Raw genomic sequence first — 20,483 nt, forward strand, 5'->3', positions numbered from 1 at the left:
TGCTTGTGTAGAGACGTTGAATTTTAACGTCTCTACTCATCGTCAGTATTGCGATTTTGCAAGATATCCAAAATGCGGCGATTTTCTGTTTGCAATCCACGCACTTCTGATTGCATTTGCAACATATCAGATCGCATTTCTCTCATATCAGTCCGTATGTCTCTGATATCAGTCTGCATTTCTCTCATTTCAGTAATAATGGTCTCAAAATTGCGCTGAATAGTCTCAAAATTGCGTTGATGTTGCGTCACAGTTTCCAAAAGGGCGCTGACTGCTAGGCGCATATCGATAAGTTGGTTTTCCATGCGAGGAATGCGATTTTGATCTTCCGTCATTTTCTATTCTAATCTGGCAATGTAGGTCACTAATTTTATCAAGTTACTGGTAACTTAATTTGCTTTGATATCTATATTGTCTACTCTAAGCACTTAGCTGTTAAGCATGAGTACCTGTGCTTCTACGTGGTTGATAATTAGGATACTTTTGATTGAATTCTTCAATAAGTGTGCATATCTCAGTTTTTAGTTGCTTTGATTGATTACGATATAACCAAGGTAGCCAGTATAGAGTTTTATACACACACAATGGCGCAATATCTATCTGAGCTTTGATAATCTCAAGTACTCGCTTGTAACCTAAATTGGGCAGAACAGCTTTGATATACCATTCCACTGTGCTTGCGTCACCATAGACTAAACCATTTGCAAGAATCACTTCTAAAAAAATAGGTTTAAGTTGCGATCGCTTAACTAATTTACATCCCTGCCAAGGATTTGTATTTAACACACGCCAAACAAATGCAAATTTTTCCTCATCATTAAGTTGACGTAGCCACTTCAGTAACTCATTTTCCTGTTGCGAGTCAATGAGTTCATCAGCGTACTTTAGAGGGTCAAACATAATTGATTTATAATAAATAATTCTGGGTTTCAGTGTATTCCACCCAACATACATCCATTTTTCCTAATCTGACAGGAGAGGGGCTATTCTGCGTTATTCTCTCCTAAATCTTCAGACAAGATTGCTTCAATATCCCGTCCACCATAAATGACTCTCAGAATTTCTACACCAGAGTCAGTCGAAAGGTAAAAAACAAGATACTTTTTAAATCCTTTGATTGCTTGCTGACGAACACCAGCTAAATTTGGATGAGAAAATTGACAAGATTTTCCCGTTCCTGGCATTTTCCCCAGTTGTTTGAAAGTTGTTTCTGCTGCTGTCAGAAATCGATCTGAAGCTTCCAAGTTATCTTCTGCAATATAAGTCGCTAATTCTATCAAGTCGCGGATGACTTGCGGCCGTTTACGTACCTCGCTCATTAACCTTGATTTGACTCTTTACGCTTGACTATTCTTTCCCTCACTGCTTGGCGAATGTCTTCCCAATCGTCAGGAGTCATCTCAGTGGCATTCCCAGAATTTAAACCTTCTAAAAGCATCGCTTCCAAACGTTCAGCAGCTTGACGCTTTTGGTCTTGACGCACTAATTCGCGGAAATACTCACTCACGCTACTATAACTACCAGCCGCTACCTGTTCTTCTATATAAGTTCGCATTGCGTCAGGCAGAGATATATTAATGCTTTTCACGGGTATAATTTCCCCATTATTTTTCTTGATATCTCTGATTTTATGTCAATAATTGCCATTTTGTGCCATCAGAAGTGGCAAAAGGTTGCTGACAGGAAGTAGCTACAAGTCTATTTGCTAACAATCCAGCTTTAAACTTGTCCGTTAAATTTTCAGTTATTAATTCCCAATTTACCGAACTATTTTTTCTCTCAGTACCAGCATTTGATAAGTTAGTTAATACATAGTTTGCAACAATTATAGTTATCGCTAAGAGGGGATTACGTTGAGTCACCATCAAGATGCTATTGCGCCGCACGGTGGAGAGTTAGTTAATCGCATCGCCACACCGGAACAAAGAGAAGAGTTTCTGTCTCAGGCGGAATTTTTGCCTCGCGTACAACTAGATGAGCGTGCGGTTTCTGATGTAGAAATGATTGCGATCGGTGCTTTTAGTCCACTCACTGGTTTTATGAATCAGTCAGACTACGATCGCGTTGTCACAGAAATGCGTCTGGCTAACGGTCTGGTATGGTCAATTCCAATTACGCTTTCGGTAGCAGAAGAGATCGCTGCTTCTCTGAAAGAAGGTGACTTGATTCGCTTAGATAACCCCGCGGGTCGGTTTATTGGGGTTTTACAACTCACACAAAAATATACTTACGATAAACTCCGCGAAGCTGTCAATGTCTACCGCACAGATGACGCAAATCATCCTGGTGTGCAGGTAGTTTATAACCAAGGTTCTGTACATCTTGCTGGTGATATCTGGCTGTTGCAACGAGATTCCCATCCTCAGTTTCCCACTTATCAAATTGACCCCGCTGCTTCACGGCAAATGTTTCGGGAAAATGGTTGGAAAACTGTTGTGGGTTTCCAAACTCGTAACCCCATCCACCGAGCCCATGAATATATCCAAAAGTGCGCTTTGGAAACTGTAGACGCTCTATTTTTGCACCCATTGGTAGGCGCAACTAAAGATGATGACATCGCTGCTGATGTGCGGATGCGCTGCTATGAAATTTTGCTGGAGCATTATTATCCTGGCGATCGCGTAGTTTTAGCCATCAACCCCGCCGCAATGCGTTATGCTGGCCCCCGTGAGGCAATTTTCCATGCTTTAGTTCGCAAAAACTACGGCTGTACTCACTTTATCGTGGGACGGGATCATGCAGGTGTGGGCAATTACTACGGCACTTATGATGCTCAATATATTTTTGATGAATTTGAGCCAAGTGAAATCGGAATTGTGCCTATGAAGTTTGAACACGCGTTCTACTGCACACGTACCAAGCAAATGGCGACGACTAAAACTAGTCCTAGTAAACCAGAAGAACGCATTCACCTCTCAGGAACAAAAGTTAGAGAAATGCTGCGTCGCGGTGAATTACCGCCACCCGAATTCTCCCGCCCGGAAGTCGCAGCAGAACTGGCGCGGGCGATGCGAGTTCCCATTCCCGTCCCAGCTTTGACTTAATCAGCAAATTAGGAGTAGAGACGTTGTATACAACGTCTCTACAGAATTTATTGGATGCAGCTTTTTATAAAATTGGTATGAGTCCTAAACTTGTCAAGAGGCAAATAGTAAAAACTTTAACTTTACAGTCACGACTCTAGCCCCTTAAGCTGTTAGCTGACAGGCTGAGGACTGATAGCTAATTTATGAAGCGTCGGACTTTTTTACAACGGATTGGCTCAATACTTGCGGTATTAGGTTTAACAGAAGCTGAATGGTTGACTGTGAATGATAGCTATTATCAAGCTTTAGCACAAACCACTCCCCGCAAATTAGCTTTATTAATCGGCATTAATCAATATCGCAAAAGTCCCTCTCTCAGTGGTTGTCTCACTGATGTCGAACTGCAAAAAGAATTGTTGATTCATCGGTTTGGCTTTTTAGCTGCCAATATTTTGACGTTAACGGATGAACAAGCCAGCAGGGAATTTATTGAAGCAGCTTTTTTAGATCATTTTGGGAAACAAGTTAAATCTGATGATGTCGTCGTTTTTCACTTTAGCGGTTACGGGACTCGCATCAAATTAAATGAGTCTGAGGATACGCTACAAAACGCTTTAGTGCCAACGAACGAAAATTTAGAAATTCAAGATGACAAGATAGCTACTTATCTGTTAGAAGAAACTCTTTTATTATTACTGCGATCGCTCCCTACAGAACGCGTTACCGCAGTCTTAGATACTAGTTATGATGCCCCTAAGGCAATTCAACCTACAGGGGGGCGAATTCGTACCCGTCAAGAGTTACCAACCGCACACTTAGCCACCGCAGAAATCGAATTTCTCCAACAACTCAAAACTAAAACTTTATTTAACCCGGCTGTTATCTTATCTGCTACGTCTGATCCCAAACAAGTCGCAAAGGAAGGGCTGTTCTCTGGATTTAGTGCTGGGTTATTTACTTATGCCTTAACTCAGTATCTTTGGGAAACTACCCCAGCTACGACGCTGCAATTCAGCCTCTCCCATGTAGATAGTGCGATGTCCAAGCTGGGTAGCAAACAGCAGTCCAGTTTAGTCAATGGGAAAAAAGCCTTAACTTGTGAGAGTTTACTGCTAGACCAAAATATTGGCGCAGAGGGAGCAATTATTGCTACAGAGGAAGACGGTAAAACTGCCCAAATCTGGTTAGGGGGACTTCCGCCACAAGTATTAGAAAACTATGGTGTGAATTCTCGCTTTACAGCTGTGAATGGAGAACAGTTAATATTGCGATCGCGTACAGGGTTAACGGCAAAAGCTCAAATCTCTGCTGGAGAAACAGCAAATCCTCTACAAGTTGGGCAACTTGTCCAAGAAGCAATTAGGGTTTTACCTCGCAATATCAGCTTAAATATTGCCTTAGATTCAAGACTAGAAAGAATTGAACGGGTAGATGCTACCAGCGCCTTTGCTGCAATGGCATCTATGGTTAGTGTTGTCACCGGAGAACAACCAGCAGATTACGTTTTTGCTAAACTTCCACAAAATCCCAGCCGGTATGCTTTATTTGCACCTGCTGGACAGCTAATTACCAACAGTGCAGGAGAAGTCGGGGAAGCTGTGAAAGTAGCAGTCACCCGATTAGGCGCGAAATTACCGCATCTATTAGCAGCAAAGTTATGGCGACTCACAGAAAATGAGGGTTCTTCCCGCCTACCAATCAAGGGCAGTTTGGAAATAGTCAATGGCATATCACCCAAAGTCATCCTACAACGGGAAACCTTACGCACTCTTGACCCAAAAATTATAAAAAAACCACTCAGCACTCAGAGTTTTCTTAGCACTCCAAGTATACCGATTGGTAGCCGCATTCAATACCGAATCCAAAATAAAGGCGATCGCTCAGTATATTTAATGCTACTGGGTTTAAAAAATCATAGAACGGCGATCGCCTTCTATCCTTGGCAAACTGTTGAAGAACCAAACACTTCCGAAACTAAACCTTTACTCCAACAAGTGATGATCCCGGCTGGTGAGACTATAACCTTGCCACAAAATTCTGGGACATCTGGCTGGACAATTTCGGGGCCAGCTTACGAATGCGAACATCAATTAATTCTGAGCATTGCACCCTTCACCACCACCCTCAAAGCTTTAGAAACTGCTAAATATCCCACAGGCGATCAACAGCCAATTGGTGCATTAGTCAATCCTGGGGAAATAGCTCAAGCTATATTACAAGATTTACATAATGCCAGCATTCCCACAGCCGAAATAAGTGCTACAGCTAACGATGCCCATATATTAAATGTTAATCATTGGGCTAGTTTTAACTTTAGTTTTCTAGCAAACTGAATATACTTTCAAAAAACACGCTTTTTAGTCTGTGTGACACAATCGAACAATGATTCCGACAGATTTATTTAACAATCCAAAATCTCAAATTACATGGTTCTAACTGTGGGTACTCTCAGCCTTAACACCTACGTTCAAGGTCAAGGATTTCCAATTTTAGCGATACATGGCCATCCTGGTTCTGGTCGTAGTCTTTCTGTATTTACCAACCATTTATCAAACCGCTGTCAAACTTTCGCCCCAGATTTGCGCGGATACGGCAAAAGCCGCTATCAAGGAAATTTTGCCATGACAGACCATTTAAATGACTTAGAGGCGCTTCTAGACCGCTTTGCTATCGAAAAATGTCTGATATTGGGTTGGTCGCTGGGTGGTATTTTAGCAATGGAATTAGCCTTGAGGATGCCACAGCGCATCACTGGGCTAATTTTAATCGCCACAGCAGCCAGACCCTATGGCAATCATCCCCCGATAACTTGGCAAGATAACCTTTACACGGGTATTGCTGGGCTAATAAATTTAATCAAGCCTAGTTGGCAATGGAATATTGATACATTTGGTAAGCGATCGCTATTTCGTTACCTGATTCAGCAACATACACCCACAGCCTATAAATATATTGCCCAAGAAGCCGTACCAGCTTATTGGCAAACCTCTAATGCTGCTAATCGTGCCTTGTCTAAGGCCCTGCGATCTAGATACAACCGTTTAGCAGAACTAGAGGAAATTAATTGCCCTAGTCTGGTACTAGCAGGCGCTCAAGACCGCCACATCACAGCCGAATCTAGCTTAGAAACTGCCAGACATCTCAAAGATAGTCAGTGGCAATGTTACCCGAATACTGCACATCTTTTCCCGTGGGAAATTCCGCATCAGGTATTGAGGGACATAGACCACTGGTTAGAAGCCCATCCTCAAGTAATTCATAGTCAATAGTTCCTAGTTAAAGAATGAAGAATGAAGCGAAGAATTTTTCGTTACTAATCCCGGTCAGGTAATTTCACACTTCATACTTCATACTTCATACTTCCATTGATTGCCTAAATTACATCTGACCGCTAAAGGCAGGCTTTACTTTGCGGTCAATCCGTTCCCCCAAGTCTTCGGCAATCGTCAAATTATCTGGTTTACAGCGTTTTACATTCACCTGTATTCCTTGCGCTCCTTCGAGTTCTAAATCTTCCACATAGCCTTTTAAGGCTAACTTGGCATCAGCAGAAGTCAGGAATGGCCCAAAGTAGTAAGTGCAACGGGGGTTTTGTGTTAATATCTCCACCCACCACGCTAATCCGAGACTATTAAATGTGTTGATTAAAGCTTCTTTCATGTCGTACCCGATGGTTTTCATGGTAGTTGCTGATTGATCACTCTGGTAGTAGTTGTGAGATACTACGCAGCGATTTTATTGGCTTTACATTTCTTTATACTCTTTTGCTCTTGTTTTTCAAAGAGGTTTTTGTAACTTATTCAGATACAAAGTGTTCAAAGAGCGTTGACGATAAACCTCATAAAGTGCCATCCCGGCTGCAACTGAGGCGTTCAGGCTAGGGGTTTTCCCTTGTAAGGGAATTGACACCAAAACATCACATGCACGTTGGGTTAACATATTTAAGCCCTCACCTTCAGAACCGATTACCAAAACCACAGGCCCGGTGAAGCGGACTGTATGTAAGGGTTCGCTACCAGTTGCGGCGGTACCGTAAATCCAAAAGCCAGCTTCTTTGAGTTCTTCCAAGGCGCGGCCCAGGTTGACTACTCTAGCTACGGCAAAGTTTTCTAAAGCGCCTGCGGCTACTTTTACCACTGTCGATGTGATCCCCACAGCCCTTCTTTGGGGAATGACTAAGCCTTGAGCGCCGATCGCTTCAGCAGTTCGGATAATGGCTCCCAAGTTGTGGGGGTCAGTTATGCCCTCAGCTACGACAATGACGGGATCGTTGGCTACGGATTTAGCTTTGGCAATTAAGTCTGGTAATTCTAAATATGAGTAGGGTGCAATTTGGGCTGCTATACCTTGGTGATTAGCACCTTCAGTAATTTGGTCTAGACGTTTAGGTTCTACTTCATCAATAACGGAGCCATTATCTTTAGCTTGAAGTAGCAAATTGTGAAACCGGGGATCGTAGCGTAACCGAGTTGTTACCCAAATCCGATTTAGTTCACGTTGATTTTCTAAAGCACTCAAAACTGGATGGCGACCGTAGATCAAATCACTATCTTTGTCTTCGGTATTTTTGAGAACCGGAGAGGGAAGATCCCCCCCGTGCCGATTTGGGTGCGAATTACTGGGCGCAGGATGATTATCTCGCTCTCCTGGCTTGGCTTTCCGAATAGGATTACCAATAAAACGTTTACTTTTAATTTTCACAGTTCGCCCACGATTGGGTTCGCCAGATGTCTGGAGCTTTTTGGGTTTGCTAGTCATAATGAGTTTGAATGTATAGCTTATAAGTAGGCATCATGAAGTCTCAAAGGTGCTAAACCGAACACACCAATTTTTTACTAATCAGGTTAGATTTCTCACTCTTGGTCGAGATGAAGTTTCTGCAACAATTCAGTTAAGCGTGGGATATCAGTTAGATACAAGTAACCAATCAAAGTTTCTAAGCTAGTTGCTTGTTGATAAATTTCGGGAGCAAGGCGTTTAGGTCGTCCCGTAGAGGCATTACGTCCCCGACGGACAATTTCTAGTTCGGCTTCCCTCAGATGAGGAATCAGCGATCGCAAATGTAGGGCTTGTGTTTCCGCTCTCACCTGGGCCACTACCAAACGGTGGTAAGCTTCTAGTCGCTGTAATGGCAATAGATAGAATATTCTAGCATAAAGCTCATAAATTGCGTCTCCTACATAGGCTAAAGCAGCAGGAGAAATTTGCTGCACTTGTGTTGGAGCAATTTCTTGGTGTAGTTGCACTGTGTTTGCTAAACAGGCTTGCACCCAAGATAAATCAGCTGTAGGAGGTTTATCTTGTCTATCTATTGGCTCTTCCTCCTGGGACTCCACAAATTCATCATTCCTTAACAGAATACTTTTAGGGGATTAATTTTTCTTGAATTAAGTTTAGAATATATTACGTAGCACAATCTATACTATCAGGATTACCTGATTAATTCTATCTTTTTCTTTGCTAGTTTGAATTTAAGAAAGTAGGTTTGAAAAATCATCCAGAAGCCAAGAGTCAGAACAAGAAAGTGGGTGATTTCGACCTTGCCAGTGTCTGGAAAAGTTTGCTCAAGTCGGGAAACCATAGTACAGGTCGGCGTAAATAAACAGACCACACTTCGACTACGCTCAGTGATCATCTGGAATTGTTAAAAGTCTGGTGTTATCACTATTCTTTCTTTTTCCTTTTGACTTTTGCCTTGTTGTACTAGTTGAATATTTAAAGTTTGTTATATCGATATGGCTGGCTTTTCTACCTCTCTCACAAGGAGAGAGGTAGAAAAGCCAGCTTTTATAAAAATTAAGCTATCCAGATAAACTATCGGATAGCTGAATTTCACCCTCAAGTCAAACTATCAAGAATCCTTGATGTTTTCTAGAGCCACATCCACTGTAGTTTGCAGAGAGAGAAACTTCTCTAAGCGAACAAGTTTAACTGTTTGGGTGACGCGGGGATTGGAGACAATTTGCAAGGTGCCTTCAGCCAATTGAGCCTGCTTGGCCAGCTTTACCAAGGCTCCCAAGCCAGAGCTATCAACAAAGTCAATTTTTGAGAGATCCAGAATAATATGCTTTGGCCCCTCGTCAATTTTGCCACCTAGTACCTTGCTAAATGTCGGTTCAGAAAAGGCATCTAACAAACCTGTGAGGCGGAATAGCTGATAGTTATCCCGGGCTTCACGAGTGCCTCTCAGGCTTACGGTTAGATTAAGTTGTTCAGCAATAATTCCCTCCTCAATCATTAAAGTGAACGCTCAAGTATAGATGGTTTTGATGTATGTTGTCTACAACCTGTTGGGGTAGCAGAATCGAGGCAAAGTAAAAAGTAAAAAGTAAAAAGTAAAAAATCATTTGACTTTTGCCTTTTAACTTTTGATTTTGGCAGTCTTCCATCTAGGACTTTTTATATTTTTACTTAACCTCAGCGTTAGTAACTGTGCTTAGTGATCGCATTGCTTGGACAAATTGCTCAAATAAGTAATCAGCATCGTGAGGGCCGGGGCTGGCTTCGGGGTGATACTGCACGGAAAATATGGGCAAAGACTTATGACGGACACCAGCAACAGTGCGATCGTTTAAGTTCAGGTGGCTGATCTCGACTACTGCTTCTGGTAAAGTATCTGGGTTAATGGCAAAACTGTGGTTTTGGCTGGTAATTTCGATGCGGCGTTGTAAACCCGCAGGCTGATTTAAACCCCGATGGCCAAATTTGAGTTTAAAAGTTTCTGCACCTAGGGCGTGTCCCAAAATTTGGTGTCCCATACAAATACCAAACATGGGTTTTTCACTTTCTAACAGTGTTTTGACGGTTGCGATACCTTCGGTCACGGCAGATGGATCGCCAGGCCCGTTGGACAGAAAGATGCCATCTGGGTTGTAGCTGAGAATTTCTGCTGCTGTTGTGTTTACCGGCACAACAATCACGCGACAACCGTAACTAGCCAAACGGCGCAAAATATTCCGCTTCACACCAAAATCAAGGGCGACAACTGTAAAAGCTTCTCCGCCAGCAGTAACATTTTCTGCGTTGAATTCCCATTCAGCGATAGTCGGTTCTGACCATTCATAAACTTGGGGTGTGCTGACTTCCTTGACTAGATTTAAGCCAGCCATATTTGGAAATCCTTGCACTTGTTCTAACAATTCTGCTTCGTCGAGAATTTCTGTAGAAATCCCCCCATTCATTGCGCCGAACGTCCGAATTTTGCGGGTGAGGGCGCGCGTATCAATGCCATAGATACCGGGAACTTGGTGCTGTTTAAGGTATTCAGATAAGGATTGCGTTGATCGCCAGTTACTCGGTTTGTGACAAATATTGCGAGCGATCGCTCCTCTCGCTTGCGGCCGCGCTGATTCTTCATCTTCAGAATTAACGCCTGTGTTCCCTAATTCAGGATAGGTAAAAATCACAATTTGACCGCAGTAACTAGGGTCGGTTAATACTTCTTGATATCCGGTCATACCAGTGTTAAACACCACTTCCCCGATTGTGGTTCCCGTCGCACCGAAAGACCAACCACGGTAAGCAGTGCCATCTGCCAAAACAAGTAAAGCAGGTATTGCGTCAGACAGGGACATAAGCGATAGATTAGGGATGGGGTATTGGGGATGAGGAAGTTAATAGTGAGCAGTCTGTCATCCCCAATATAGTCAATACTGCGAGAGTTAATTATCCCATGAGTTAAACAACTGTGCATTCTCTAGGTAATTAATTAAGAATTAAAAAAGTTTTTCTAGGGTAATCGGTGGCAGAAGTGGTTTTGCAGTTGTTTGGGTAGGTAAAATAGATATCAATTATGCTTCAGTCTTTTTTATCTCGTGCAGCCCTGATTTTGATCTCAAGCGCTTTAGCCGTTTTGGGTGTTGCCTGTAGTGAAGACAAACAGACTACTGAGAATATTGGTAATCAACAATCTGTAGTTACTGATAATTCATTAGTACAGCCTTCTGTCGAGCCAGCAGCCCCAGTAACCCGCCCAGAACCTGAAGCACTGCCGCCATCGGAGCTTGAGCCAAATTCTTTTGAATTGGGATTAGATAAAGCCGCAGGAGCCGTGAGTATTAGTCAATCGGCGCAATCGGTTGAGGATTGGAACTTGGTGGCAAATCAGTTTCAAGAGGCGATCGCCCTCATGGAAAAAGTCAACCGCCAAAGTCCCGATTTTGTCTCGGCTCAAGGAAAAATCGTCGAATACCAGCGTAAGGTGAAATACGCGCTGCAAAAGGCCAATCCTAATTTGCAGCAGACCTCAACTGACAATCAAAAAATAGTGGTGGCAGTTCCTCAGCCCAAAACGGTGGCTAAATTTGTGCCGCAACCAACTGTCCCAACGAGACAACCGCCAGAACGGCGCGTTTTTTCTGCGACAGAAGTTCCGCCTCCAGAAAAAGATGTGTTTGTTGTCCCAATTAAACGCCGCGTTGGTGGTACGCCGATTGTGGAAGTCACTTTTAATGGTCAGCAGAAATTTGAAATGATTGTGGATACAGGAGCCAGTGGCACTGTTATTACTCAACAGATGGCGAATGTGTTAGGGATTGTTGCTGTGGGTAAAGCCAAAGCGAATACTGCTAGTTCTAGAGCCGTAGAATTTCCTGTGGGTTATGTTGATTCAATGGCGATTAGTGGGGTAAAAGTAAATCGCGTACCAGTGGCGATCGCTGGCACAGATTTGGAAACTGGTTTATTAGGACATGATTTCTTTGGCAACTACGATGTCACCATTAAACGTAATGTTGTTGAATTCCGTCCCCAATCCCACTCAGAAGTTAATTCGATAGAAATTGAACTAACTCCTCCAACTTCGTCCACGAACTCCCGTTCTGTAGAATTTCCTTAGCCATACTCACACCTTGGGCGTGATCTAATAAGGGAATCGCCCCTGCAACTTGTAACGCTAAAGAAGCATTTAACGCTACAGCATCTTGTTGGGCTGTTGTTCCCTTGCCTTGCAGCACAGCTTTGAGAATTTCGGCATTTTCCTGCACATCTCCACCCCGCAGCGCCTCGATAGAAACGGGAGTGACACCCACTTCTTGGGGATTGATAGTAGTTAACTGCACTTTGCCATCAGATAACACGGCTATGTCAGTTAAATCTCCCAAACTTGCTTCGTCAATTTTTTCTCGCCCATGCAAAACGATCGCTTTTTGTTTGCCTAAATTATGTAACGCTTGAGCAACAGTTTCTAAAAGTTTGGGCGTAAATAACCCCACCACTTGCCCAGTCGGACGCAAGGGATTGACTAATGGCCCCAGTAAATTGAAAACTGTGCGAATTCTCAGATTTCGGCGTAGTTGAGCCACGGCTTTCAGGGCTGGATGCCAACCAGGGGCAAACAAAAACGTGATCCCAACTTCGTGTAAGGCGGCTTGGACTTTTTCACCAGGGGCGCTTAAGTTAACACCTAATGCTTCTAAAACATCCGCGCTACCTGTCAAACTAGAGGCGGAACGGTTGCCGTGTTTCGCTACGGGTACACCATAAGCCGCCACAACAAAAGCCACCGCCGTAGAAATATTGAAAGTTGATGAGCCGTCGCCACCAGTTCCGCAGGTGTCTATGACAGTGCTGAGGGTTGAGGGCTGAGTGCTGAGTTCTTTAGATTGAGATTGTAGTACCTCAGCCATACCCGTTAATTCTTCGGCGGAAACGCCTTTAAAATTCAGGGCTGTTAAAATTGCTCCTGATAACTCTGGGGGAACCGCTTCACTCAGCCACCCTTGCATCAATTCCGCAGCTTGAGGGCGTGTCAAGGATTGATTATCGATTAATTGCTGTAGCAGAATATACCAGCTTGTAGAAATTTCTGGGGAAGTTGTCATAGCTAGGGTTGTAAGTGATGAAATGCGATCGCCAAGGCTTCCGAAAAAGGATATATGGCAGATATCGTACCGGAAAATGAGTCGCTATCAAAGTGAGTTATTCATAAGAATTTCTCTATGCGTATAGTTAGTAATGAATAATTCTTTGCCCTTAGCAGCACTATTTTGTTTGTAATTATTCATGCCATACTGCAATTCCCACTCATAGATATTTGCCCATTTAAAATTGTGTCGAATATTCGGAGAATCATCGTAAGTAATCAGCCAAGAATGAGAACATTGTTTTAAGCTTTCAGCAAATCTTAGATGTTCAAAAGAAGTATGCAAATCACCATATTTACCATATAACTTAGATTTAGTAGCACGAAAATATGGTGGGTCTAAAAATAAAAATACATTTTTACCTTGTTCTTGGAGAAGACAACTATAATCTAAGTTAGTTATTTGTACATCTTTTGTTAATATTAATTCTAACTTCTCTAAGCGTTCTATTGATGAATCTGTGAATCTTTTATCAAAAGCTTCCTGAGAAAATCCACCTGATTCGATAGTTCCTGAAAAAGTAATTCTGTTGAGTACGAAAAAGCGCACTGCCCTTTCTAAATTGGATAAGTTTTTTACATCTATATTAGTTAATTGCGTAAATAATAATTTACCATCTGGAGATTTATGTTTAATTTGGCGTATTTCTTGAACTAATTGAGATATATTAGATTGAGCGATTTTCCAAAATAAGAATAACTCAGGATTTAAATCATTAATCCAAATTTTTAAATCAGGATATCTTTGCTTTAAGTAAATAAATACAGAACCACCACCAACAAAAGGCTCTCGAAATTCTGAAAAATTATCTGGGATATATTCAGCAATTTGTTTTATCGCTTTAGATTTACCTCCAGGATAGCGGAGGGGACTTTTGAGCATAAGTATAAAAGAATCACACTGTATCTTAAAATATTTTTATATTTGTTGTGCAGAATAAATATTTTTATGCCTCGTTCTGTTCCCTATCAACCGCTGTTGTTGCGACTACTGCATGGTGTGAGTGGAATTTTAGCGATCGCAGCAATCATCACCGGATTCCTAGTTTACAATACCTACGATGGGTGATTTGGTAAAATTCTCTTGCCTCAACTTGGCGATATTCAAGGGATTCATAGCACTTTTGCCTGATTTTTCCTGATTTTGCTACCAGCATTTGCCCTCTACAGCTTTCATGCTGGAAATAGGCGACTTATTCAGCCAAATTCGTGGGAACAACTCAGCCAAGTTGGTAAACCAATTTGGTGGGTGAGCCTGCAAAGACTGGCTAACACTCTGATGTTGATTGCTTCTGTATTATCCGTCATTTCTGGCAGGATGATGAAAGAAGAATGGCTTCCTAAAGGAGAAATTGATCATATTTGGTATTCCCTACACCTCAGAGCTTGGTGTGTGATAATTGGCTGTTTAGCTATTCACCTTTTGATGTCTAGCAAAGTGGGTGGTGTGCCGTTATTATTATTTATGTTTTCGTGGCAAGTTCGACCAGAAGATAGTCCTAGTCATTGGGTTACTCGTTACCGTTCTTGGTGGGGTAGTTTGCAAACTAACTTTGGCGAAAGAATTAATCAATTGCTAGATAATAATTTAACCCTGATAATTATTGAGGCGTTTGTATTGATTGGCGTTATTCTTGCGTTTCTCCTACCTCTATTTTTCTCGGAATAGTAAACATAAAACAGAATAATTAACTATAAATCGCCACTAGACAATTCAAATGGATTTGGAGAAGGTATAAAATACAATCCTGGCTTAGTTGTTTTAATGTATTCAATACCTATTTCAAGCTGTTTCCATTCCCACTCAGGAATACTTGCTAAGACTGTTTGTATATCGGCTTGATTGCCAGTTACGCAATCAATTACTATTGGGTGAAAGGTATCCCAATGACCTTTATTCATATTACCTTCATACAGAGCCACTGTAGCCAGTCTTGTACCCACTGGTGGAACTCCATTTTTCATCCATCGAAGCGGTTGAGGCAAAATTTTAATAGCATAATATGGCATGATATCTGTCCTGAGATCGGTGAATACGGCAACTAAAGATGGTTTTGATGAAACTACAATGCCTGGGTTCACACAACCATAAATGAAATATTCACGAATGTAGACTATAAGAAATGTCAGCGGTTTCAGAAACCACCATATTCCAATACCAAAAAAAATATTGAATATGGCAACTCCTAATAATGCAAATGGTAAATGTTCTAAACTTTTGCCTTTACGCATTACGTCCAAAATAGCAGCACCAAAAATCCAATCGATAAGAATAGCTAAAGCAAGTAGACCGACTATAGGTCAATACGGTTCAGTTAAGAAAATAAATTAATTGCTACACATAAAACAGATCTATTTTTTGGAGGGGGTTTGGGGGACGCAACCGTCACCCATTCGGGGGTTTGGGGGATTCTCCCCCAAGTCTTGGTTCTTCTGAGATCGATAAGCTGACAACCTTAACTGAACCGTATTGGACTATAGGTAAAATCAATTGAATTGGTCGGCTAGGAAATGAACGCATCCAATAGAGATAATCAACTTTTAGATTTCCAGGATTTGAAGCGTAAGTGTTGCCATCGAGTATTAAAGGGCGTTGTGGTTGATTTACCATTGTTGTACTCAACTACTTATTCTCTATTGTCTAACTCAGACCATTGTGAGTGTGATTGAAAGGATGTACTTCCATCTATCTTGAAGTTAGTTTGCCCTAAAACAATATGAAGTCTAACAAGATAGATGAATATGGCTCAGTTTTAACTAGATAGGAAGTCTTTAAATCTCACGCATTCGGCGTTCGCGTAGCGTCCCATAGGGAAGCCAAAGAGTATTTATTTCTCTACTCTCTGTGTTCTCTGTGCCTCTGTGGTAGCCTGCGGCAAGCCGCTTGCGCGTCTACGTTAAAATAATTCTATTAACGTAACGACCGAAATATCACACGTCCTGGAGATTCTTCTTGATTAATGCGTGCGTAAACTCGCAGACAAGTTAAAACTTCTCCCGGAATACCACCGCAATTTAGTTGCAAATCGTCTTTTGAGAAAGCACAAATATCAGCATAGAGTCCTGATAGTTGGCGAATTCTAATATTGTGACCTGATTTATTGGCTTTATCAGCAACTTTTTTTAAGGTTCGTCGTGATTCTTGTTGTAATTTTCCCCACCATGAGTAACGTTCAACAGGTGGGATAAAGACTAGAGAATGTATGGCTTCATCTATATCAATCCAAGCACGTACAATAGCTATATCTTCGCTATTTTCTTCAGCTTTTTGAATGCGGTGAAAGCGGTCTTTTAAAGCTTCTATATATTGATTTTGTTGTTCTGGCTTGGAGTGCAAAGAAATAATATCAAAACTAAATATACTTTTTAATGCGTGATGTAAGTCTGGTTCTATTTCAATAAAATTACGATATAAACTTAAAAATCCAGCTAATAATTGTAAATCTTCTGAGTCATTATGTTGAATGACTTTTGAATTTAAAAGTGCTTTTTGTGATAAACATAATCCCTTAACATTCACACTCCCTCTGAGTCCAGAGTAAACAATATCATCTCTGATGAAGGGAAGTTGATAGAGGTGAGAATTATCTTCAATTGCACCAATTTCTTGAGCGAAATCTAAAGCCCGCTGTTGCCAAAATGCAGCTAAATCATCGGGAATGCGTAATATTTTCCGGTGAATTTCGTTCCATAAATCTGCATCAGTTTGGCTTTGTAATGGTGCATCTCCTAAATATAAACTGAGTTCTGGGTCAGCATTCCAAGCGTCGCGGAGATGATGTAGTTTTAACTCATCTAAAGATTGGCTGATAATGGTTTCTTGTTTATATACAGGTTGCAATAAGCTTTGGATTTCTTGCAATAGTTCTGCACAGGTTTCAGCACCGGGATCAGAAGGTAATTCTGTATAGGCTTGGTTTAATGCAGACTCTAGTCCATGCAGGCTACAGCGGAGTAACCTGGCTAATTCGGAATTTTCTGTTTCTAATAGCTGACGTAGATGCTGCATGATGAGTGGGGGTTTGCATTATTTTAAACGCAAAGGAATGCGGAGTTAAACGCGGAGTAACGCAGAGTAAGTTAATGGATGCCACAGAAGGGATCGCGTTCTTTATCTACTTCGTTAGGTTGCAATTCTAACTCGGCACGATAAACACAACCTTCTTGTTTTAAACATTCTTGACTTGTGGATGTCCAGTAAGGAACTTCGCCGGGGTGCATCCGCAAAATACCTTTGTTGTCGAGGGTGACGCGATATTGGCAAGGGTAGTCTGTGGTGACATCTGGCTTACTGAGTGAACCGATACGTATCCATTTTTTTCTATTACTTTCGGTGTCGGTTTGATAAACGTAAAATGTGTGTTGTCCCGTGTAAGGAAATGGTGGTAGGGAATTACTAATTAAACCTTGTCCTGGTTGGGGTGAACCATCGCGGAGGTAATGAAATTGATAGAGAGATTTATGATCATTTTGGTCTATTTCAAAGACTAAATGATAGGCGTTTGGTTGATCAACGGTTGCTGATTCGATGACGTTGACGGCTATATCACCATCAGTTAAGTCTTTATTGGTTTTTTCTACAGCGATATTCCATTTTAATTTACCGTCAGCAAATAGGGTGGCTTCGGAAGCTGCTGATATTGCTGAACCGACATCAATACCAGGAACGTCGATTAAATAATGGGGGTTGCCTTGACAGAGCAATACATGAAATTGTAACGTCTGGTCAATCTCAAATTGCACTTTGATTTTTCTGAGAAACTCCGCTTCTTCCATCCCCAATTTTTCCATGAGATGTTTACCGTCGAAGCTTCCCCAAAGTCTTAAATCACCATCTTCGTAATCTTGGCGATAAATAATATTAGTTAACTGTATCCCTTGCCAACCTGTCCGCACTTTGGCAACTGTTTCCCAAGGTGCAATTTGATAAAGTTCTTGTCCAGCTTTGAATACTGTTAATAGTTCGTTACTTTGGGTTTTGCGTTTGAAGTTGCAAGGTAAGTAATAAAATAAGTTTTTAACGTCAATTTCTAATTGATTTGCGCCTTTTTGGAGCAATGTTTTAGATTCTTCTGGGTCAAATCTGAGTCGGCGTAATTTTTCGGCGTAACACGCGCCTGCGGAGGTAGCGAGTTTGGTAAATTCTAAAACAAAGGTAATGCGTTCAGGGTTCCACACGAAGTAGGGAGACTTACTAAATTCTTGGTAAATATGGCGTTGTACTAAGTCTAGATTGCAAGTTTTTCCTGAGAGAATTAACCAGTCAACTTTGTGGGTATTCCAAGCATCAATGGTGTTATCTTCTGAACGTAAGCGGCTTTCCATTAAGCCTTTTGCAATACCAATGGCTTCTTTAATTGCGGATGTGGCGACACGTTCAAATTGTTGGTTATCTAAGGTGACAAAAATAGTGTCAGGGTTAATAATTTGATATTTAATGGCGCTTTGGGTGAGGAGTTCGGCAATTTGTTGTTCAGAGATTGTAAAGGTTAAAAGCGAATTTTCGACTGGTGCTTTTTGTCCAAGTTTGAGTTTAGCGGCTTCTGCATAATCCCAAAGTGTGTAGAAGGTTTGTAGGCGTTGGGGTGCTTGTTGCCAACGGGTTGGTAAGACTTTCTCGGCTGTATCTAAGGCATCTTTATAAGCTGCGTCACCTTCGGGATTTTCTCTATCTAAGCATTTTAATAAACTGCCTGTTTTGAATTTACCTTGGTCGAGAAAACGCTCGTTTAATTCAGCACTAATTAAGTCTTCGAGTTTTTCGCTGTCGATATCGCCACGGGTGACTGCTGTTAGGAGAAAATCTGCGATCGCAACTTTTAATAACCGAAATACTCGCAGGGTAATTAATTCGCCACCTAACTGTAAATGTCCTGATGAACCTAATAGTTTAGGAGTCAGTTTATAATACCTTCCGCCTAAGCCTCTATCTTCATTATTGGCAAAGAATGGGGTTTTATCTTCTAAGGTTAATTCAATTAAAGCTAAGTCTGTTGTGCCGCCACCAATATCTAAAACTAGAACGTTTTGTGACCATTTATTTCCATCATGACGACAACGGGTTTTAAATGATTCAATCCCAATATTTAAATTACCGCCAAATTCGCGCCACAGGAAAAATATTGCTACAGAAACAGCTTCATCATAAGCAGTTTGGACATCATCAATGCCTAATTTCTCTACTAATTGCTTAACTTCTTTGCGAACTACTGGCGGTGCGACTGTGGGATATGTAACGACTGCGGTTAAAAATTCACCTTCGGAAAATCTGCGTCTAGCACGTTGGCGATAATCTTCTGTTAATTCAATTAAATGCGCCCAAGCTGCTTGAATTAATTGATTAACATTAATGTTAGCTTCCGTCTCATTTAAGATGACTGGAAATAATCTATTTTGTCCGAAATAACGCTTGGGTGAGTGGTGAAAACGACTGATAATTTCTTTTAAAGAACTGCTAGTTCCTTGAGCAATTGCTTTTTTTCGATTGTCTCTCGCTTCCCGTCCCATTTTCAATTTTAATACTTCCAAGTTAGAAATTTCTAACTCACTGGGAATTTCAGTATCACGGCGGTCAATATCAAGAACGACAGGAATTAAATTTTGGGATTCTAATGTAGGGACGCGAAAGACCTCATGATATATTTGATATAGCTTTTTGCTGGCTGCCCGTTGAAATTTTTCGCTATTACCTAAACATAGTTCGATTTGACGAATTGCTTCTAAAAATTTTTCTTTGTTATCACTTTCAAAGATTTCATTTAATCGGCTGGGTTCAATTTCTAAGTTTTTACTAATATCAATAATAAATTTCTGCCACTCAATTTCACTGATATCTGGTAATGCTTCGGAAGCGGGAGAATTGAGCCATTGGGCTAGGCGATCGCGCAATCTTAATTCCTGCTCTCGTGGTAAAATTTCGGCAATGGGGATTTCTATGGGGTCAAACAAAGTGACGGTAGAATTCGACGTACCAAAATCTAAAGCAAACCATCCCGGAAATCTTTTTTGGGGTTGGCTATGCAGTTCTTTTTCAGGCGGATTTGGTAGTTGAAAAGGATTCATAGAAATATCTGGTTTAATTATTTGCTCTTCAGGATTTGTTGGTGTCCATAAATAGCAAGCTGCTTTAATTTGTTTTGGTTCAGATAATACTGGTTCTCCTGAGAAGTCAGAATCAAAATACTCAACAATTACCTGTAATGTACAGTTGATTGGTTCTGTTAAAGGTTTTTCGAGTTTACAAGGATATTGTTCTAATTGCCCGATTTGGGAAATTTTTGGGGTGACAGCATCAAATGGTTTATAGGCTTTTTGAATTTGTGCGGGTAATTCGCTAGGGGTACCTTTGACGGAGAAGTTGATGCGAGCAATGTGGGGGACGTTGTTCCCAATAGCTACTAGTTGAATGGTGGGAAGTTCTAAATATTCGTTGTCGTTAATTTGGACTTGAAATCTTGGTGGAAGGCGAATTTCTACTGGCATTTTAAATTTTCCTTTTTTTATCTCACGCAAAGGCGCAAAGGTATAATTGTTTGGTAAATGAATTAAGATGTTGTAACTACTTCAAACTACCTACATTTTTTAAACGAACCGCA

20 protein-coding genes and 1 pseudogene are annotated in these 20,483 nt (G+C 41.2%); 5 read left to right on the forward strand and 16 right to left on the reverse strand.

What is annotated here, in order from left to right; translation table 11 throughout:
- Window positions 1-32: 32 nt before the first annotated feature.
- The 5 genes from IQ244_RS20680 to IQ244_RS20700 form a co-directional block, all read right to left on the reverse strand.
- Window positions 33-335 (reverse strand): hypothetical protein, encoded by a 303-nt coding sequence (locus IQ244_RS20680; protein ID WP_193897530.1) that lies wholly within the window; start codon window positions 333-335, stop codon window positions 33-35.
- Between the two features lie 100 nt (window positions 336-435).
- Window positions 436-900 carry a hypothetical protein gene (locus IQ244_RS20685; protein WP_193897532.1) on the reverse strand — a complete coding sequence of 155 codons (465 nt, stop codon included), beginning with the start codon at window positions 898-900 and terminating at the stop codon, window positions 436-438.
- An 83-nt stretch (window positions 901-983) separates the two neighbouring features.
- Entirely contained in the window at window positions 984-1,319 is a 336-nt protein-coding gene (locus IQ244_RS20690; protein WP_193897534.1) for a type II toxin-antitoxin system RelE/ParE family toxin, read from the reverse strand.
- Window positions 1,319-1,588, reverse strand: a complete 270-nt coding sequence (locus IQ244_RS20695; protein WP_193897536.1) for a type II toxin-antitoxin system ParD family antitoxin — start codon at window positions 1,586-1,588, stop codon at window positions 1,319-1,321. Before IQ244_RS20695 ends, IQ244_RS20690 begins: the two co-directional genes overlap by 1 nt.
- Window positions 1,589-1,628: 40 nt before the next feature.
- A complete protein-coding gene (locus IQ244_RS20700; RefSeq protein WP_193897538.1) occupies window positions 1,629-1,865 on the reverse strand; it encodes a hypothetical protein in 237 nt (78 codons plus the stop codon).
- On the opposite strand from IQ244_RS20700, the gene sat reads away from it, so the two are divergent.
- The 3 genes from sat (at window position 1,854) to IQ244_RS20715 (ending at window position 6,295) form a co-directional block, all read left to right on the forward strand.
- The gene (gene sat / locus IQ244_RS20705) at window positions 1,854-3,044 is read left to right on the forward strand and encodes a sulfate adenylyltransferase (protein WP_193897540.1); all 1,191 of its coding nucleotides are present in this window, start codon (window positions 1,854-1,856) and stop codon (window positions 3,042-3,044) included. The two genes, IQ244_RS20700 and sat, sit on opposite strands and share 12 nt — an antisense overlap.
- Before the next feature lie 185 nt (window positions 3,045-3,229).
- The gene (locus IQ244_RS20710; RefSeq protein ID WP_193897542.1) at window positions 3,230-5,359 is read left to right on the forward strand and encodes a caspase family protein; all 2,130 of its coding nucleotides are present in this window, start codon (window positions 3,230-3,232) and stop codon (window positions 5,357-5,359) included.
- Between the two features lie 93 nt (window positions 5,360-5,452).
- The gene (locus tag IQ244_RS20715; protein ID WP_193897545.1) at window positions 5,453-6,295 is read left to right on the forward strand and encodes an alpha/beta fold hydrolase; all 843 of its coding nucleotides are present in this window, start codon (window positions 5,453-5,455) and stop codon (window positions 6,293-6,295) included.
- A 109-nt stretch (window positions 6,296-6,404) separates the two neighbouring features.
- Here the strand turns inward: IQ244_RS20715 and IQ244_RS20720 are convergent, their stop codons facing one another.
- From IQ244_RS20720 to carA, 5 genes are all read right to left on the reverse strand, one after another.
- Window positions 6,405-6,707 carry a DUF1816 domain-containing protein gene (locus tag IQ244_RS20720; protein ID WP_193897547.1) on the reverse strand — a complete coding sequence of 101 codons (303 nt, stop codon included), beginning with the start codon at window positions 6,705-6,707 and terminating at the stop codon, window positions 6,405-6,407.
- A gap of 96 nt (window positions 6,708-6,803) precedes the next feature.
- Complete coding sequence (gene rlmB / locus IQ244_RS20725) at window positions 6,804-7,784, reverse strand: 23S rRNA (guanosine(2251)-2'-O)-methyltransferase RlmB (RefSeq protein ID WP_193897549.1); 981 nt, start codon at window positions 7,782-7,784, stop codon at window positions 6,804-6,806.
- A gap of 95 nt (window positions 7,785-7,879) precedes the next feature.
- Window positions 7,880-8,362: a Mini-ribonuclease 3 gene (locus IQ244_RS20730; RefSeq protein WP_193897551.1), complete on the reverse strand. Its 483-nt coding sequence runs from the start codon at window positions 8,360-8,362 to the stop codon at window positions 7,880-7,882.
- Window positions 8,363-8,877: 515 nt separating this feature from the next.
- On the reverse strand, window positions 8,878-9,264 hold the full coding sequence (locus IQ244_RS20735; RefSeq protein WP_193897553.1) for an STAS domain-containing protein: 387 nt from the start codon (window positions 9,262-9,264) through the stop codon (window positions 8,878-8,880).
- Window positions 9,265-9,433: 169 nt separating this feature from the next.
- Window positions 9,434-10,600 carry a glutamine-hydrolyzing carbamoyl-phosphate synthase small subunit gene (carA, locus tag IQ244_RS20740; protein ID WP_193897562.1) on the reverse strand — a complete coding sequence of 389 codons (1,167 nt, stop codon included), beginning with the start codon at window positions 10,598-10,600 and terminating at the stop codon, window positions 9,434-9,436.
- Window positions 10,601-10,818: 218 nt separating this feature from the next.
- Here carA and IQ244_RS20745 point away from each other — a divergent pair, with 218 nt between their 5' ends.
- Window positions 10,819-11,862, forward strand: a complete 1,044-nt coding sequence (locus IQ244_RS20745) for a retropepsin-like aspartic protease family protein (protein WP_193897564.1) — start codon at window positions 10,819-10,821, stop codon at window positions 11,860-11,862.
- Here IQ244_RS20745 and trpD read toward each other — a convergent pair.
- Window positions 11,792-12,847, reverse strand: a complete 1,056-nt coding sequence (gene trpD / locus IQ244_RS20750; RefSeq protein WP_193897566.1) for an anthranilate phosphoribosyltransferase — start codon at window positions 12,845-12,847, stop codon at window positions 11,792-11,794. The two genes, IQ244_RS20745 and trpD, sit on opposite strands and share 71 nt — an antisense overlap.
- 87 nt (window positions 12,848-12,934) lie before the next feature.
- Window positions 12,935-13,771, reverse strand: coding sequence for a DNA adenine methylase (locus tag IQ244_RS20755; RefSeq protein ID WP_193897569.1), 837 nt, complete (start codon window positions 13,769-13,771; stop codon window positions 12,935-12,937).
- A 66-nt stretch (window positions 13,772-13,837) separates the two neighbouring features.
- Between IQ244_RS20755 and IQ244_RS20760 the strand changes: the two are divergent.
- Window positions 13,838-14,557, forward strand: a pseudogene (locus IQ244_RS20760) (cytochrome b/b6 domain-containing protein).
- Between the two features lie 23 nt (window positions 14,558-14,580).
- Here IQ244_RS20760 and IQ244_RS20765 read toward each other — a convergent pair.
- The 4 genes from IQ244_RS20765 to IQ244_RS20780 all read right to left on the reverse strand — a co-directional run bounded on the left by IQ244_RS20765 (window position 14,581) and on the right by IQ244_RS20780 (window position 20,370).
- Entirely contained in the window at window positions 14,581-15,120 is a 540-nt protein-coding gene (locus IQ244_RS20765; protein WP_193897571.1) for a DUF3239 domain-containing protein, read from the reverse strand.
- Between the two features lie 154 nt (window positions 15,121-15,274).
- A complete protein-coding gene (locus IQ244_RS20770; RefSeq protein ID WP_193897572.1) occupies window positions 15,275-15,499 on the reverse strand; it encodes a hypothetical protein in 225 nt (74 codons plus the stop codon).
- Window positions 15,500-15,799: 300 nt separating this feature from the next.
- Window positions 15,800-16,897 carry a hypothetical protein gene (locus tag IQ244_RS20775; protein WP_193897574.1) on the reverse strand — a complete coding sequence of 366 codons (1,098 nt, stop codon included), beginning with the start codon at window positions 16,895-16,897 and terminating at the stop codon, window positions 15,800-15,802.
- Window positions 16,898-16,968: 71 nt separating this feature from the next.
- Window positions 16,969-20,370: a virulence factor SrfB gene (locus IQ244_RS20780; protein WP_193897576.1), complete on the reverse strand. Its 3,402-nt coding sequence runs from the start codon at window positions 20,368-20,370 to the stop codon at window positions 16,969-16,971.
- Window positions 20,371-20,483 lie beyond the last annotated feature (113 nt).

The organism is Nostoc sp. LEGE 06077 (assembly GCF_015207705.1).
Lineage (GTDB): Bacteria > Cyanobacteriota > Cyanobacteriia > Cyanobacteriales > Nostocaceae > Nostoc_B.

Coding starts and splice junctions, on each gene's coding strand:
- carA (WP_193897562.1), bottom strand. CDS start 10,600: ATGTCCCTGTCTGACGCAATACCTGCTTTACTTGTTTTGGCAGATGGC.
- trpD (WP_193897566.1), bottom strand. CDS start 12,847: ATGACAACTTCCCCAGAAATTTCTACAAGCTGGTATATTCTGCTACAG.
- IQ244_RS20715 (WP_193897545.1), top strand. CDS start 5,453: ATGGTTCTAACTGTGGGTACTCTCAGCCTTAACACCTACGTTCAAGGT.
- IQ244_RS20735 (WP_193897553.1), bottom strand. CDS start 9,264: ATGATTGAGGAGGGAATTATTGCTGAACAACTTAATCTAACCGTAAGC.
- IQ244_RS20685 (WP_193897532.1), bottom strand. CDS start 900: ATGTTTGACCCTCTAAAGTACGCTGATGAACTCATTGACTCGCAACAG.
- IQ244_RS20745 (WP_193897564.1), top strand. CDS start 10,819: ATGCTTCAGTCTTTTTTATCTCGTGCAGCCCTGATTTTGATCTCAAGC.
- IQ244_RS20700 (WP_193897538.1), bottom strand. CDS start 1,865: ATGGTGACTCAACGTAATCCCCTCTTAGCGATAACTATAATTGTTGCA.
- IQ244_RS20720 (WP_193897547.1), bottom strand. CDS start 6,707: ATGAAAACCATCGGGTACGACATGAAAGAAGCTTTAATCAACACATTT.
- IQ244_RS20780 (WP_193897576.1), bottom strand. CDS start 20,370: ATGCCAGTAGAAATTCGCCTTCCACCAAGATTTCAAGTCCAAATTAAC.
- IQ244_RS20680 (WP_193897530.1), bottom strand. CDS start 335: ATGACGGAAGATCAAAATCGCATTCCTCGCATGGAAAACCAACTTATC.
- rlmB (WP_193897549.1), bottom strand. CDS start 7,784: ATGACTAGCAAACCCAAAAAGCTCCAGACATCTGGCGAACCCAATCGT.
- IQ244_RS20710 (WP_193897542.1), top strand. CDS start 3,230: ATGAAGCGTCGGACTTTTTTACAACGGATTGGCTCAATACTTGCGGTA.
- IQ244_RS20690 (WP_193897534.1), bottom strand. CDS start 1,319: ATGAGCGAGGTACGTAAACGGCCGCAAGTCATCCGCGACTTGATAGAA.
- IQ244_RS20775 (WP_193897574.1), bottom strand. CDS start 16,897: ATGCAGCATCTACGTCAGCTATTAGAAACAGAAAATTCCGAATTAGCC.
- IQ244_RS20770 (WP_193897572.1), bottom strand. CDS start 15,499: ATGGTAAATCAACCACAACGCCCTTTAATACTCGATGGCAACACTTAC.
- IQ244_RS20755 (WP_193897569.1), bottom strand. CDS start 13,771: ATGCTCAAAAGTCCCCTCCGCTATCCTGGAGGTAAATCTAAAGCGATA.
- IQ244_RS20765 (WP_193897571.1), bottom strand. CDS start 15,120: ATGCGTAAAGGCAAAAGTTTAGAACATTTACCATTTGCATTATTAGGA.